This is a genomic window from Enterocloster bolteae (genome assembly GCF_002234575.2).
Classification (GTDB): domain Bacteria; phylum Bacillota; class Clostridia; order Lachnospirales; family Lachnospiraceae; genus Enterocloster; species Enterocloster bolteae.
Genome location: NZ_CP022464.2, coordinates 677,634 through 692,786 on the forward strand (window position 1 = coordinate 677,634; position 15,153 = coordinate 692,786).

15 protein-coding genes are annotated in these 15,153 nt (G+C 51.5%); all 15 read left to right on the forward strand.

Annotated elements, in window-relative coordinates:
• Positions 1 to 111: 111 nt before the first annotated feature.
• The gene (locus tag CGC65_RS03290) at positions 112 to 1,746 is read left to right on the forward strand and encodes an ABC transporter substrate-binding protein (protein ID WP_002568357.1); all 1,635 of its coding nucleotides are present in this window, start codon (positions 112 to 114) and stop codon (positions 1,744 to 1,746) included.
• A gap of 242 nt (positions 1,747 to 1,988) precedes the next feature.
• Positions 1,989 to 3,008 carry an ABC transporter permease gene (locus CGC65_RS03295; protein ID WP_002568356.1) on the forward strand — a complete coding sequence of 340 codons (1,020 nt, stop codon included), beginning with the start codon at positions 1,989 to 1,991 and terminating at the stop codon, positions 3,006 to 3,008.
• Positions 3,008 to 3,844, forward strand: a complete 837-nt coding sequence (locus tag CGC65_RS03300) for an ABC transporter permease (RefSeq protein WP_002568355.1) — start codon at positions 3,008 to 3,010, stop codon at positions 3,842 to 3,844. The genes CGC65_RS03295 and CGC65_RS03300 overlap by 1 nt, the downstream gene beginning before the upstream one ends.
• 17 nt (positions 3,845 to 3,861) lie before the next feature.
• On the forward strand, positions 3,862 to 4,953 hold the full coding sequence (locus CGC65_RS03305; protein ID WP_002568354.1) for a M24 family metallopeptidase: 1,092 nt from the start codon (positions 3,862 to 3,864) through the stop codon (positions 4,951 to 4,953).
• A gap of 22 nt (positions 4,954 to 4,975) precedes the next feature.
• Positions 4,976 to 5,548, forward strand: coding sequence for a peptidylprolyl isomerase (locus CGC65_RS03310; RefSeq protein WP_002568353.1), 573 nt, complete (start codon positions 4,976 to 4,978; stop codon positions 5,546 to 5,548).
• Positions 5,549 to 5,836: 288 nt separating this feature from the next.
• Entirely contained in the window at positions 5,837 to 6,043 is a 207-nt protein-coding gene (rpmE, locus tag CGC65_RS03315; RefSeq protein WP_002568352.1) for a 50S ribosomal protein L31, read from the forward strand.
• A 24-nt stretch (positions 6,044 to 6,067) separates the two neighbouring features.
• Positions 6,068 to 7,237, forward strand: a complete 1,170-nt coding sequence (locus CGC65_RS03320) for a DUF1385 domain-containing protein (RefSeq protein WP_002568351.1) — start codon at positions 6,068 to 6,070, stop codon at positions 7,235 to 7,237.
• Entirely contained in the window at positions 7,191 to 8,054 is an 864-nt protein-coding gene (gene prmC / locus CGC65_RS03325) for a peptide chain release factor N(5)-glutamine methyltransferase (RefSeq protein ID WP_002568350.1), read from the forward strand. Before CGC65_RS03320 ends, prmC begins: the two co-directional genes overlap by 47 nt.
• 142 nt (positions 8,055 to 8,196) lie before the next feature.
• On the forward strand, positions 8,197 to 9,273 hold the full coding sequence (gene prfA, locus CGC65_RS03330) for a peptide chain release factor 1 (RefSeq protein WP_002568349.1): 1,077 nt from the start codon (positions 8,197 to 8,199) through the stop codon (positions 9,271 to 9,273).
• A 429-nt stretch (positions 9,274 to 9,702) separates the two neighbouring features.
• A complete protein-coding gene (locus CGC65_RS03335) occupies positions 9,703 to 10,182 on the forward strand; it encodes an RNA polymerase sigma factor (protein ID WP_002568348.1) in 480 nt (159 codons plus the stop codon).
• Positions 10,179 to 11,165: a DUF4825 domain-containing protein gene (locus CGC65_RS03340; protein WP_002568347.1), complete on the forward strand. Its 987-nt coding sequence runs from the start codon at positions 10,179 to 10,181 to the stop codon at positions 11,163 to 11,165. The genes CGC65_RS03335 and CGC65_RS03340 overlap by 4 nt, the downstream gene beginning before the upstream one ends.
• Before the next feature lie 243 nt (positions 11,166 to 11,408).
• Positions 11,409 to 12,287, forward strand: coding sequence for a helix-turn-helix domain-containing protein (locus CGC65_RS03345; RefSeq protein WP_002568346.1), 879 nt, complete (start codon positions 11,409 to 11,411; stop codon positions 12,285 to 12,287).
• Positions 12,288 to 12,323: 36 nt separating this feature from the next.
• Entirely contained in the window at positions 12,324 to 12,881 is a 558-nt protein-coding gene (locus tag CGC65_RS03350; protein WP_002568345.1) for a DUF3841 domain-containing protein, read from the forward strand.
• Positions 12,857 to 13,447 (forward strand): DUF3841 domain-containing protein, encoded by a 591-nt coding sequence (locus CGC65_RS03355; RefSeq protein WP_002568344.1) that lies wholly within the window; start codon positions 12,857 to 12,859, stop codon positions 13,445 to 13,447. The genes CGC65_RS03350 and CGC65_RS03355 overlap by 25 nt, the downstream gene beginning before the upstream one ends.
• Positions 13,448 to 13,721: 274 nt before the next feature.
• Positions 13,722 to 15,122 carry an ABC transporter substrate-binding protein gene (locus CGC65_RS03360; protein ID WP_002568343.1) on the forward strand — a complete coding sequence of 467 codons (1,401 nt, stop codon included), beginning with the start codon at positions 13,722 to 13,724 and terminating at the stop codon, positions 15,120 to 15,122.
• Positions 15,123 to 15,153 lie beyond the last annotated feature (31 nt).

Consider the following 15,153-nt stretch of genomic DNA (forward strand, 5'->3'; position numbering starts at 1 on the left):
AGATTCTGGTCTGAAGACACCGGCCTGAGGAAACACGGAACCAGTAAAAGATTGTAATATGGAGACACTGCCAGAACACTGGCATCTCAATAAACCTAGAGGAGGTCTATTATGAAAAAGAAGTTATTGACTGCGGCTCTGTGCCTTGCAGTTTCATTTGCCTTAAGCGCATGCGGAGGCAATGGCGCAGACGGCACAACGGCCGGCAAGACAGACACCGCCACTGAGGGGGCTTCACAGGCAGCCGGTTCCAATACGGTTGTGGTAGCCATGGGCTCCGGATTTTCCACCCTGGACCCAGGGTATGTATATGAGAAGTATCCGCCTCTCATTGTCAATGCCTGTTACGAGAACCTGTTTAAGTTCTACAGCAATGACAGCGCGCCGGAGCCTTGTCTGGCCGATACCTATGAATTTTCAGAGGACGGTCTCACACTGACCGTTAAGCTGAAACAGGATGTGACATTTGCCAGCGGCAATTCCATGACCAGCGCGGATGTTCTTTTCAGCATCAACCGCTGCAAAAACCTTCAGGGAAACCCATCCTTTATCTGCGATACCATTGAGAGCATGGAAGCCCCTGACGATTACACGGTGGTGTTCCATCTGACCCAGCCTGACAGCGCTATTCTGTCCAAGCTGACCTACAGCTCCACGGCTGTTCTGGACAGCGCGGTTGTGAAGGAGCACGGCGGCACGGACGCAGAGGACGCGTCATCCGCCGATACAGCCCAGTCTTATCTGGATACGGCCAGCGCGGGTTCCGGCATGTATGTGATGACCAGCTATATTCCGGACCAGGAAGTTGTTCTGGAAAAGAATCCCAATTACTGGGGAGAAGCCACTAATGTTGACAAGTTCATTATTAAGATACAGCCTGATGCCAACACACAGATGATGACATTGTCCGGCGGGGATATTGATGTGGCCATGAACATGACAGACGACACCATGTCCGAGCTGGAAGGCGCTGAGAATATTTCCATTATCAACGGAGCAACCAAGACAGTTGGATTTGTGATGATGAACATGGATGAAGCCTACGGCGGCCCTGTGTCCAACCCCCAGGTCCAGAATGCCATCCGCAAGGCCCTGGATTACACCGGTATCCAGACTATCTGCGGAAGCGGCACCATCACTCCTTATGATATCATCCAGGTGGGTTTCATGGGAAGCAAGGGCGAGAGGCCTGCTGACTATACAAATCTGGAGGAAGCAAAGGCGTTGCTGGCAGAGGCAGGATACCCGGACGGATTTGATGTGGACCTGACTGTGACAGACCTGGATATGGAGGGAATTCTCCTGACAGACCTGGCCCAGAAGATTAAGGATGACCTGTCACAGGTGGGAATCAATGTAAATATTGTTTCACAGCCATGGGCAGCAGGATACGGCGATGCTTACCGCGACGGAACCCTGGGCTTTACGGTTATGTACTGGGGAACCGATTATAACGACCCCAATGTGCAGCTGGAATTCCTTCCGGGCGGAGTGGTTGGAAAGAGGGCCGGATGGAGCGCCGACATGGATCCGGAGCTGGCAGCCATGTATGAAAAAACCATGTCTGCAACGGACAATGACGCGCGTATCGCTGTTCTGGAGGAAATCCAGGATGCAATGTACGAGCATGGGCCCTTCATTATGGTGGCGCAGGCTCCGTCCCATATCGGCTATAACACCAGGCTGGAGGGAGTGGCCATATCAGACCCCTATGCCCTGGATCTGACTCTGATTAACGTGAAGTAATAATGTTATATACGGAACTGTTTTGCGGGCAGGCAGATATCTTCCTGCCCGCAGGCTCCGTAAACAGTGCTGTCTGGCGCCGGCCCCGGTCAGGTCAGAAGTTTAAGCGGCGGCAGGTATTGCCGTGAACGTCCATCCCGGAGGGGATACCGTTGACGGGAATATCTGTATGAGACTGGAATACAACATAAAATTGAATTTTATATAGTATGGATTGAAACATAAGAAAAGAGAGGTATCGTATGGAACAGCTGAAATTTATAGGAAAAAGACTGGTGTATCTGGTAGTCATGCTGTTTGGTGTCGCCACCCTGGTTTTCATACTGACGAAAATGATACCGGGAGACCCCACCGTGGCTAACTTGAGCCAGAGAGCCTTAAATGATCCTGAGATCGTGGCTGCCTACCGGGCAAAATACGGCCTGGACCAGCCCCTGCCCGTGCAGTATATCCTGTACATGAAGAATCTTTTACAGTTTGACCTGGGAACTTCCATGCGCACAAACAAACCGGTGCTGTCGGAGCTGGCCAGGTGTTACCCGGCCACCATTGAACTGGCTTTGTTTGCCATTGTGATTGCCGCCATTTTAGGGGTGCTGTTCGGCATTATATCCGCCATCCGGCGCAACAGCATCCTGGACCAGACGGTCCGGGCCATATCCGTTACAGGCGTAAGCATTCCCAGCTTCTGGTTTGCCCTGCTGGTATTATATTTCTTCTATTACAAGCTGAAACTGTTTCCGGGTCCGGGCCGCCTGAGCAACGCCTTTACGGCGCCGGCCACGGTTACGGGCATGTATGTCATTGACAGTCTGCTGGAGGGAAATATCCCCAAGGCACTGGACGCTGCCAGCCATCTGATTCTTCCGGGAACCGTGCTTGCGGCCTTTACCATGGGACTGATTACCAGGACAGCCCGCTCCAATCTTCTGGACGTTATGTCTACAGACTATATCCGTACGGCAAAGGCCAAGGGCCTGTCAAGGCCGGGACTGATTATCCGCCACGCCCTTGGAAACGCCCTGATTCCTGTGCTCACTGTCATCGGTCTGGGCCTGGGCAACCTGTTAGGCGGCATGGTGCTGGTGGAAACCATTTTCAACTGGCCGGGTGTGGGGCAGTTTGCCTATGAGTCCGTGCTTTCTGTGGATTTCCCGTCCATCATCGGGGTGGCCCTGCTGATTGCACTGAATTATATGGTCATCAATACAGTGGTGGATATATTATACGGAATCATTGACCCGAGAGTGAGGTGCAGCTGATGGTACAGTCTATAAAGCGGTTATTTAAATCCAATTACCTGTTTACGCTGGGCGTAATTATCTGTCTGGCATGGATTGCGGCAGCCATCCTGGCGCCGGCGCTGGCTCCCTATGACCCGATTGTCCAGGACCTGGGACAGCGGTTAAAGGCTCCGTCCTCAGAGCACTGGTTTGGCACGGACAACTTTGGAAGGGACATTTTCAGCCGTGTGCTCTACGGAGGAAGGTATTCCCTGCTGGCAGGCTGCCTTACCGTAGTCATAGCAGGTTTTATCGGTACATTTTATGGAGCCGTAGCAGGCTATGTGGGCGGCTGGGTGGACAATGTGATGATGCGTTTTTCAGAGATGATTTTGTCCTTCCCCTCCCTGATCCTGGCAATGATTATCAATGCGGTTATGGGTTCCAACCTGTTTAACACCATGTTTGCCCTGATTGTGGTGGCATGGCCCACCTATGCCCGTATGATGCGCAGCGTGGTGCTGAGTGTAAAGGAAAATGAATATGTGGCGGCTTCCGAGGTTCTGGGCGCCTCCAGAATCCGGATCCTGATGAAGGAGGTCATACCCAACAGCATCAGTTCGGTTCTGATTATGGCTACCACGGACATCGGAAACCAGATTCTGATGTTCTCCACCTTAAGCTTTCTGGGACTGGGCTCTGCACCGCCAACGCCGGAGTGGGGTATGATGGTCTCGGATGGAGCTGACTATTTCAATAAGTTCTGGGTGGCCGGCTTTCCGGGACTGGCGATCTTTACAATGGCTGTAGGCGCTAATTTTATCGGCGACGGTCTTCGGGATTTGCTGGACCCCAAGCTGAGAAAGCAGTTTTAGAAGAGGAGGATATTATCATGAAGCAGAAGAGAGCGGAGCGTATCATGGAAGCCCTGAAGGAAATGGGGCTGAGACAGATGCTGATTGTGGACCCCATGTCCATTTACTATCTCACAGGCGTGTATGTGGAGCCATTTGAACGGTTTTATGCCCTTTACCTGAGGGAGGACGGGAAACATGTGTATTTTCTGAATAAGCTGTTTACCGTGCCTGAGGATGTGGGTGTGGAGAAGGTGTGGTATTCGGATACAGACCCGGCGGCGGAAATCGTGGCAGGCTATCTGGATAAGGAGAGCCCGCTGGGCGTTGATAAGGATTTAAAGGCCCGGTTTCTGCTGCCCCTTATGGAGATGGAGGCTGCTGCCGGTTTTGTAAATTCCTCCATTGCCGTGGACAGGACAAGGGGTGTTAAGGATGAGGAGGAGCAGGATAAGATGCGCACTGCCTCTGACATCAATGATAAGGCCATGGCAGTGTTCAAAACGCTGATTCATGAAGGCGTCACGGAGCGTCAGGTTGCAGACCAGATGCTTAAGATATATATGGACCTGGGGGCGGACGGTTTTTCCTTTGAACCGCTGGTGGCCTTTGGAGCCAACGCGGCGGACCCTCATCATGGACCGGACGGCACCGTTATAAAGCCGGGTGATTCAGTGCTTTTTGACGTGGGCTGCATCAAGGACGGGTACTGTTCCGATATGACCCGTACCTTTTACTTCCGCAAAGCCAGTGACGAGCACCGCCGTATTTATGAGATTGTCCGCAGTGCCAATGAGACAGCTATCTCAAAGATACGTCCGGGCGTACCTCTGTGCGAGCTGGACGGGGCGGCCAGGGACCTGATCGCTGAACAGGGATACGGACCTTTCTTTACCCACAGGCTGGGGCATTTCATCGGTCTGGGAGAGCATGAATTCGGAGACGTGTCCTCTGTGAATACCCAGAAAGCGGAGCCGGGAATGATATTTTCCATTGAACCGGGAATCTATCTGCCCGGGGATACCGGCGTCCGTGTGGAGGATCTGGTGCTGGTGACAGAGGATGGATGCGAGGTGCTCAACCACTATTCCAAGGAATTTGAGATAATCGGTTCATCCGTAACCGGCTAACAGAGGTTATATAGGAGGATATATGAATCCAATCGCAACATTACATATGGCCAACGGCAGGAACATTGTCATAGAGCTTTTGCCGGAGTCAGCGCCCAATACAGTGAACAGCTTTATCTATACAGCCTCCAGGGGATACCTGGACCACCATGCCATTGAGCGGATTGTGCCGGGAAACTGGGTGGATGTCAGCTACACGGCCTTTGGAAAGAAGGAATGCCGGTATCTGATTCCCAATGAGTTTGAACTGAACCCGGACGTGGTACCCCTGGACTCCCATCCCGGAGCCGTGTGCATGGGCGGCTACGGTGAGGCAGGACTGGCAGGCTGCGAGTTTTTCTTCCCCCTCAGGGACTGTCCGGACCACAGGGGCATTTATCCTGTGTTCGGCCGTGTTCTGGAGGGCATGGATGAGTTATACAGGCTGGAAAAGGTAGAGACAGTGCCTGTGACGGATTTCCCCATAGAAGGTGTGGAGGTCAACCGTCCGGTGAAGCCGGAAATTATTGAGCGGGTGGAGCTGGAACTGCATGGTGAGATTTATCCTGAGCCGGTGAGGGTACGGGAACCTGAGCTTCCGGAGTGCTGGAAGTAACCCTATATCCTGACCCCATATCCAGTTAGATATTTGTCCACATTTTCAAAAAAATATCTTGCAAGTCCCGGGGTTCTATGATATACTATGTAAGCTGTCTGAATTGACGGCAGTTTTAGCGTTCGCGTGAGTCAGAACCTTACGGTGAGGGCGCGTTTAACTTAGTTATTGCTGATATCTGTGCGTTCTGGTGACGGCATACGGCCGGCTGCCTGTAATGTACAGAGACAGATTGGCATACACAGGCCGCGGTCGGAAACCGCAAATAATATCAGAGAGGTGAAAATCATGAAAGAAGGAATCCATCCAAGCTATTACCAGGCAAAGGTTGTCTGCAACTGTGGTAATGAGTTCGTAACAGGTTCAACAAAGCAGGACATCCACGTTGAGGTTTGTTCCAAGTGCCATTCATTCTACACCGGACAGCAGAAGGCTGCTCAGGCTCGTGGACGTATTGATAAGTTCAATCGTAAATATGGCATGAATGCTAACTAATAAGCAAAGAGATGAGGGTTGAGCTTGGGAGCAGGCTCAGCCCTTTCTGAATTCATGGGAAATCATGGAAAGAGGGTTTCTTTTTCGTACAGCAGAAAGGTTAAAGGAATGAAATATTCAGGAATTGGTGGTCAGGCCGTAATCGAGGGCATCATGATGCAGAACGGCAATGACTACGCCATTGCGGTCCGCAAGCCGGACGGGGATATTGAGGTGAAAAAGGATACCTATTTGAGTATGACCAAGAAGCATAAAGTATTAGGTCTTCCCTTTGTAAGAGGTATTTTCAGTTTTATAGATTCCATGGTAGTGGGCATGAGGGCCCTCACCTGGTCCTGCAGTTTTTTTGAGGACGACGAGGAGGCAGAGCCCGGTAAATTTGAGGCGTGGCTGGATAAGGTTTTCGGCGAGAAGCTGGAGAGCGCGCTCATGACAGTGGTTATGGTATTTTCCTTTGTTATGGCAATTGGCATTTTCATGGTGCTTCCCCTGTTTATCGCCAATATATGCAGAGGATTCATCCATTCCGACACAGTGATGGCCATACTGGAGGGCGTAATACGAATCGTCATTTTCATAGCCTATATCAAGCTGGTATCCCGTATGGAGGATATCAGGAGGACCTTTATGTACCACGGTTCAGAGCATAAGTGCATCAACTGTATCGAGCACGGGCTGGAGCTTACAGTGGACAATGTAAGGGCAAGTTCCAAGGAGCATAAACGGTGCGGTACCAGCTTTATTATGATTGTCATGGTTATCAGCATCCTGTTTTTTATGGTGATACGGGTGGATACGGTCTGGCTGCGTGTGGTGAGCCGGATTGTGCTGATACCTGTGATCGCGGGCGTGTCCTATGAGTTCCTGCGTTTTGCGGGACGCCATGACTCACGGCTGGTGAATGTGCTCAGCCGTCCCGGCATGTGGATGCAGGGACTGACAACCACGGAGCCGGATGACAGCATGATAGAGGTGGCTATCGCGGCAGTGGAGACAGTGTTTGACTGGCGGGCTTATCTGGATGAGAATTTTCCGGGATGGCAGAAAAGCAGGCACTATGATGGCGGAAATGGAAATGATGAAAGCAGTGAAAATGATAAAGTCAGCAGAAATGGTAAAGGCAATGACAGTGAAGGAGCAGTAAAACATGACCATGCAGCAGCTGTTGTGGCAGGGTGTTCAGGAACTGAATAAGGCCGGGGTGCCGGATCCGCAGCTGGATGCCAGGTATCTGCTTCTGGAGGTATTTCATCTGAATCTGGCGTCTTTTCTGGCCCTGAAGGCCAGGGAGCTGGGGAAGGATGAGGAGACAGAGGGAAAATGCCGGGAATTTATGAGGCTCATAGAAGCCAGGGCAGGCCGGACCCCTCTCCAGCACCTGACCGGAACGCAGGAGTTCATGGGATTTGAGTTCCTTGTAAATGAACATGTGCTGATACCAAGGCAGGACACGGAGACACTGGTGGAGCTGGTCCTGGAGGAACAGAATGACAGGGAAAAACGCGTACTGGACATGTGCACCGGTTCCGGGTGCATTGCCATCAGCCTGGCGCTCATGGGCAGATACCGTCATGTGGCTGCCCTGGATGTGTCGGCCGAGGCCCTTAAGGTGGCAGCCGGAAACCGTGACAGGCTTTTGGGCGGATACGAGGGCGGATTTGAATTGTTTGAGAGCAATATGTTCAGCGCTCTGGAGACGGACAGGACCTTTGATGTCATTGTCTCAAACCCGCCTTATATCCCCAGCCGGGTCATAGAGGGCCTTGCTCCGGAGGTAAGGGACCATGAGCCCAGGATTGCCCTGGACGGAAGTGATGACGGGCTGACCTTTTATCGAATCCTGGCAGAAGAGGCCCGGAATCATCTGGCGGAGGGCGGAAGTATCTATATGGAGATTGGATATGACCAGTCAGAGGCAGTGGAAGGATTGTTCCGGTCCGGGGGATACAGGGATGTGAGGACATTTCAGGATCTGGCAGGACAGGACCGGGTGGTGAGGGCCAGGCGGTGAGGCCGGGGGTGAGAGGGCGGACATAAACGCTTAGACATAAACGCCCGGCTGGCGCGGACCGGGATGCCGGACCGGGAGAAACACAGGTAACAGGTTAATGTAGTGGTTGGAATTGGAATAATCGCAGGAGCAGGAGATAGATATGTTTGATAAGCTGGATGATATGTTGATTCATTATGAAGAACTGATGCTTATGCTGGGTGACCCGGATGTGACCCAGGATACCAAGCGTTTTACCAGGCTCATGAAGGAGCAGGCTGACCTGGCTCCTATTGTGGAGGCCTATAAGCAGTACAAGCAGGCAAAGCAGGATGTGGAGGACAGCCTGGCCCTTCTGGAGGAAGAGAGCGACGAGGAGATGCGGGAGATGGCCAAGGAAGAGCTGTCCGATGCCAGAAAGCGGATTGAGGACCTGGAGCATGAACTTAAGATTCTCCTGCTTCCAAAGGACCCTAACGATGACAAGAACATTATTCTGGAAATCCGGGCAGGCGCAGGCGGAGACGAGGCAGCTCTGTTTGCGGCCGAACTTTACCGCATGTATTCAAACTATGCGGACAGCCAGAGATGGAAGGTGGAGATTGTCAGCCTTAATGAAAACGGCATCGGCGGTTTCAAGGAAGTGGTTGCCATGGTTACGGGCAAGGGCGCGTACTCCAAGCTTAAATATGAGAGCGGCGTGCACCGCGTCCAGCGTGTGCCTGAGACAGAATCCGGCGGCCGCATCCATACATCCACTGCCACTGTGGCCGTTATGCCTGAGGCCGAGGAAGTGGACGTGCAGATTGACATGAACGACTGCCGTATCGACGTTATGCGCGCATCGGGCAACGGCGGACAGTGCGTCAACACAACAGACTCCGCGGTTCGTCTGACCCATATGCCTACGGGAATCGTTATTTACAGCCAGACAGAGAAATCCCAGCTTCAGAACAAGGAAAAGGCATTCCGCCTGCTGCGTTCCAAGCTGTACGACATTGAGCTGGAAAAACGCCAGAGCTCAGAGGCAGAGGAGCGCCGCAGCCAGATCGGTACCGGTGACCGCTCTGAGAAGATACGTACCTACAACTTCCCTCAGGGCCGCGTGACGGACCACAGAATCAAGCTGACACTGTATAAGATTGATTCTATTATGAACGGGGATATTCAGGAGCTATTGGATAATCTGATTGCGGCAGACCAGGCTGCAAAGCTGGCAAGGATGAACGAGGCTGTTTAGTGTCTGTTTCTGGTGGATGACAGCCAAGAGGAAGTGCGGGTGGACGGAGCAATATTTGAGCCGCTCTACTATCAGATTGACGTGGAGAAACCATCTTCCCCCAGCGAGGCATTCCAGTTTTGCAAAAACCACAGCAGCCCTGGGAGATCCTCTGAAATGGGAGCTTATTTACCAGCTTAATTCCGGCTCAGTGAAGAATCCGAACCTGATATATGAGGGACAGACACTGGATATACCCAAGGCCTGAGAGAAAAATCCTCAATAGGGCTTCAGAACATAAAAACGGGGCAATGGGCTCAAAGCAATCAGGACCCAGCCAGATATCCGGGATATTATATTCCTGGTTCTGGCCGGGTCTGTTTTATTATTATTTTTCTGTAACGAATCCTGGGTACGGGACACTAATTAACAGAAGGAGGAAATGCGTATATGGATTCCATGGAAGAAATTTATATGAAACACGGAAAAATGATATATGGTTTTCTCTTAACCAGGACCCGGGACCCCGGCCTGGCAGAGGAACTGACCCAGGAGACCTTTTACCAGGCTGTGAAACACATCGGCGGGTATAAGGGAGAAAGCAGCATATCCACCTGGCTCTGCGCAATTGCCAAGAATCTGTGGCGTGATTATCTGCGAAGGCAGAAAGACCATGTGCCCCTGGATGAGGCTGAACAGGTATCTGTGGAATCCGCAGAGTCCCGGGCTCTTTGTTTATGGGACAATGTGCAGATACTGAAGCTGGTTCACGGCCTGGAGGACCCCATGAGGGAGGTTATGTACCTCAGGCTGGTGGGAAACCTTACTTTCGGGCAGATTGGGGAAATCATGGGGCGCAGCGAGAACTGGGCAAGGGTGACCTATTACCGCGGGAAAGAGAGAGTCGTGAAGGAGGCAGGAAAACTATGAACCACAGAATACCATGTGAGATTATTCAGGATTTAATGCCTATGTATGCGGACGGCCTGACGTCTGAAACAACGGACCGGGAAATCCGCAGCCATCTGGAGGAATGTGAGACCTGCAGGGAAATGTATGAGCGGATGAAGGCAGAGATGGAAGGGGATGCTTCCCAAACAGCAGGAGAACCGCCGGAAATTGATTATCTGAAAAAGGTAAGAAGAAAGAATGTAAGGAACGTGGTTCTGGCGGCAGCAGGGGTGTTCCTGTTTATGGCGGCAGCACTTTTTATGAAGCTGTTTGTAATAGGATATCCCACGGAGTCATATGTGCTCACCTACACCGATGTCAATGGGGAACAGGTGAATGTGGGAGGAGTCATGGCAGATTCAGCCGCTGTTTACAGGGGATATAAGCTGGTGCAGGAGGACGGGGCAAAGAGGCTGGTCATCTATTCCTGTCTGCCGTCATTCTGGAACAGAAGCGGCACATTTAACCTGGAACTGGCGCTTCCCGGCGGTGGAATGGATTTGAATATCCAGGGTATTACGATTAAGAGTAACGGAGACCTGATCAGCAGCCTGGCCAATGAACTGTACAGGGCCAGGAATCCGTATATAGGCGATGCCTCGGCAGACGGAAGGCTCTCAGGCACATTGGGAATATCAAGAGAATTGGGAAGCTTTAAGAATGAGCTCCAGACCTCCGGTGAGCCCTATGGCTGGACGCTTAACTTTGAGGAGAGCACGTCCAATTCAGCTGTGTTTGAGGAGCGGATGAAAGCATATGCCTGTGTGCTCATTGCCCTGACCGATAACCTGGGACAGGTCAGCTGGAACTACACCGTGGAGCTGGAACAGGGGCCTGTCCTGCGCCATGGCACCATTACGGTGGAGGAGTGCGGTGAAATGGTTGGGGCGCCGGTGAAAACATTTGCGGACAGTCCTGAGGGGATTGAACAGCTGATTAAACAGCTGGGAATCGGGCGGTGAGAGGCAAACAGCCGGAAAGAGGCCGGGAAGAGGCAGGAAGGGAATGCGGCGGCCTGTGTGGACAAATATGCGTATAAAATCCCATCGGATAAAATTTTCTGTCAAGGGTCTGGCTATTGGGGGCGTGATTTGATACAATCAAAATATAAAGGTCCGGACGGCGGGCAGATTAAGATTACGAAACCGGAAGTGCCGGTGGGCCGGAAGTAATAAGGCAATACTGTTAAAAGGGGGGTGCACATCATGCAGTCGCTTTCCTCATTCATGAATACCATCCGGTTTAATTTTCTGTATATAGATAAATACTCCTTCGGACGTACCTGGACGTACCCGGAGAGCGCCATACCGTACAATATGCTGCGCTATATCATTGACGGAAGCGCTGAGTTTGTGGTAGACGGGGAGACGGTCATTGTGAGGAAGGGACAGGTGTCCTATATACCGGAGGGCTGCTGGCTGTCATGTAAGGCGCTGGAGGATACGTTTGCGTTTTACAGCATCCGTTTTACCACATCCGTGTTCTACGAGGGGGCCAATTTCCTCAGGGAGTACTATAACTTTCCCCTGGTGATGGATGTGGGGGAGGGAATCGAACCTTATTTCAGCGATATCTATAAGTGGGTGCGCACGGACAAAAAGTCAAAATCCTTTCACGTAAGAGGAGCCCTTGACACTCTGATCGCCAGCCTGATTGACATTCTGAACTCCGATGAGCCGGATGATGTGAAGGCGGAGATCAACGGCCTGGAGTACAACCTGGAGCAGATACGAAAAAGGGTGAAGAAATCCACGGTGCAGACAGACCCCAGGATACAGACCGTTATTGACTATATCATGTTAAATCCCACAGAGGAATATACCTCAGATAAATTAAGCGGTATGGCGGAAGTGGCTGAGACTACTTTCCGGCGTCTGTTTAAGGAGGCCACAGGGAAGACCGCCACAGAGTTTATACGCCAGGTGCGTCTGACCACGGCAGCCAGGCTTCTGCTGGTTTCCAATGATCCTGTGAACTGTATTGCCCACGATGTGGGGTTCGAGGATGCCAACCATTTTACACGGGTATTCAGGCAGGCGTTTGGGATGACGCCGGGACGGTACAGGAAGATGTCGCAGGAGTAGGGGTGACAAAACAATAGAGAGAGGATGGATGGCGGGATGGAACAAATCAAGGTATGGACAAAGCAGCATGAAAATGTGCTGAAGGAGCTGAATGAAAATGGCAGGTACATTGCCAGGCGGGAATATATCCGCAGTGACCTGCAGGAGCATGCGGGACTGGTGCTGGAGGTATATGACTGGCTGGTAAGGCACAGTCCGGACGCGGCCAGGAAGCCCGGGGATGTGGAGTATCCGGTATGGGTTTCATTTACCAGTGAGGCGGTCATGCTTCCCAGTCCGGGCGCCGTTATACTGGAGCTGACCCTGGAACCGGACCGTATTACCTCTGTCAATATAGAAAAATGGGGAAGCATCCTCAATTACTCCTACATACCAAAGGATAAGGCGGATGCCAGACGCCATCAGGATATGATGGAGCAGTACGGGGTAAGCGATGCCAAGGCATACATGTCCCAGTTCTATCCCCATCTTAAGAGGGAAATTATTGCCAGCTGGGACCGGCTTTTTGATGACAGTGTGATTTTAGGGAATGACTCAAAATATGGAAATATATGGGAGATAAGAAAAGAATGGGTGACACAGGTGATAAGGTGATTTTATACGCGGCACAGGCAGATGCTGTATTAAAGGCCATAGAGAGGGACGGCCGCTGTTTTTCACGTGAGGAGTATGTGCGCAGAAAATATGGGGAAAGCGGCCCTATTTTCCTGACTGTCTACAGATGGTTCGTGAAGGAGGCAGCGAAGCTGGTTCCCAAACCTGAGGGGGCGGAATTTCCCTATTGGTCCTTTATGAACCTGTACAGCCTGGACCAGTCGGCCGGAACCAGGACACTGACGCTCTGTGTTCCCAGGAATGAGGCTGTGTTTTTTGACATGTATGACTGGAATAAGATTCTGTGCCTTAAATACCTGGGCGAAGATGAGGCGGATGAGCTGGCTTTCCAGGCGTATTTAAAGCAGCGGGGGGTCAGGGAGATGGACGCGGTTCTCACTGGTTTTTATCCGGAGCTGAAACAGAAAATCATGGGCAGCTGGCCCAGGCTGTTTCGTCATCATGAGCAGATTCGGGCAGGGGAGGAATCCGGGGCCAAAAGTGTCCAGGCGGCCCTGTGGCAGATTAAGAAGGAATGGATTGTGACGGAAACAGCAGGAGAGTGAAAATAAGAAGCAGGGAGCAGAGATAAGAAACATCAGATACAAAAGGACAGGTATCCGGAATCAGGTTCCGGCCCTGTCCTTTTCCTGTCTCCCAAAGATACGGGGACAGGTCCCTGCCTGCTCAAAACCAAAACTGGATAAAAAAATAGTATAGTGGTTGTTTTGTGCTATTATAAGTTGTCCAGAATGTTGAAATGCATAAAGAAAATCAATATAATACCTATAGAAACAGCAGAATGACGGACGGAAATAATTCAGAAAAAGGAGAAATGATATGAAAAAGAGTCATGTAAGCTTTATTCTTGCGGCAGCACTTGCAGCAGCACTGTTGGCCGGATGCGGCAGTTCCGGTTCATCCACAGAGGCTTCCGGTTCCAAAGAAGCAGGAAGCCAGTCCCAGGCACAGGATACGGGGAGCCAGGACGGAAGCGGCAGCGGAACAGAGGGAGCGCTTTCAGGTGAGATTACGTTCTGGCATTCATTTACCCAGGGGCCAAGACTGGAGACCATCCAGAAGGCGGCAGACAAATTTATGGAAGAAAACCCGGATGTGAAAATCAATATTGAGACATTCTCATGGAATGACTTTTATACCAAGTGGACCACCGGGCTTGCATCCGGCAATGTACCTGATATGAGCACCGCCCTTCCGGCACAGGTTGCGGAGATGATTAACGCAGATGCCCTGACGCCCATCAATGACCTGATTGACGACATCGGCCGTGACAAATTCGCAGAGGCAGCCATATCCGAGGGCACCATGGACGGCAATAACTATTCTGTTCCCCTTTACAGACACGCCCATGTGATGTGGATCAGGAAGGACCTGCTGGAGAAAAACGGTCTGGAGGTTCCAAAGACCTGGGACGAGCTTTACGACACAGCCAAGGCCCTTACAAAGGACGGCGTCTACGGACTGTCCTTCCCATGCGGGACAAATGACTTCCAGGCAACCTTTTTCCTGGATTTCTATGTGAGAAGCGGCGGAGGCAGCCTGCTGACCGATGACCTGAAAGCCAACCTGACCAGCGACCTGGCCATTGACGGCATCAACTACTGGCTGAAGGTATACAATGACTGCTCGCCTAAGGATTCCATTAACTTTGATGTGCTGGACCAGGCTACCCTGTATTACCAGGGCAAAACCGCATTTGATTTTAACTCCGGCTTCCAGATTTCAGGTGTTGCAGCCAACTCGCCGGACCTGCTCCAGTATGTGGACTGCTATCCGATTCCAAAAATCAACGCGGATGACCCGGACGAGGGAATCATGACCACAAACACGCCTATGGTTGTGTGGAAGGCTTCCAAGCATCCCGAAATCTGCAAGGCATTTATGAAAACTCTTTATGATGAGGATACATACGTCGAATTCCTGCACGCAACCCCGGTGGGCATGCTTCCTGCCATCAAGGGAATCGCTGACACAGATGCATACAAGGATGATGACACCATCAGGCAGTTTACACATGCAGAGGAAGTGCTGACAGCGGCAGCCGATATCGGTACTGCATTTGGTTATGAGCACGGTCCTAATGTCCAGGCTGGTATTATGCAGAACAACCATGTGATCGAGGATATGTTCCAGGATATCATTACCAACGGGACAGATGTAAAGACTGCTGCCAAAACAGCAGAAGATAAACTGAACGCACTGTTTGAGACAGCTGAATAAGTTGTCGCGGAGCGTGTCTGAAAAAGCGCAT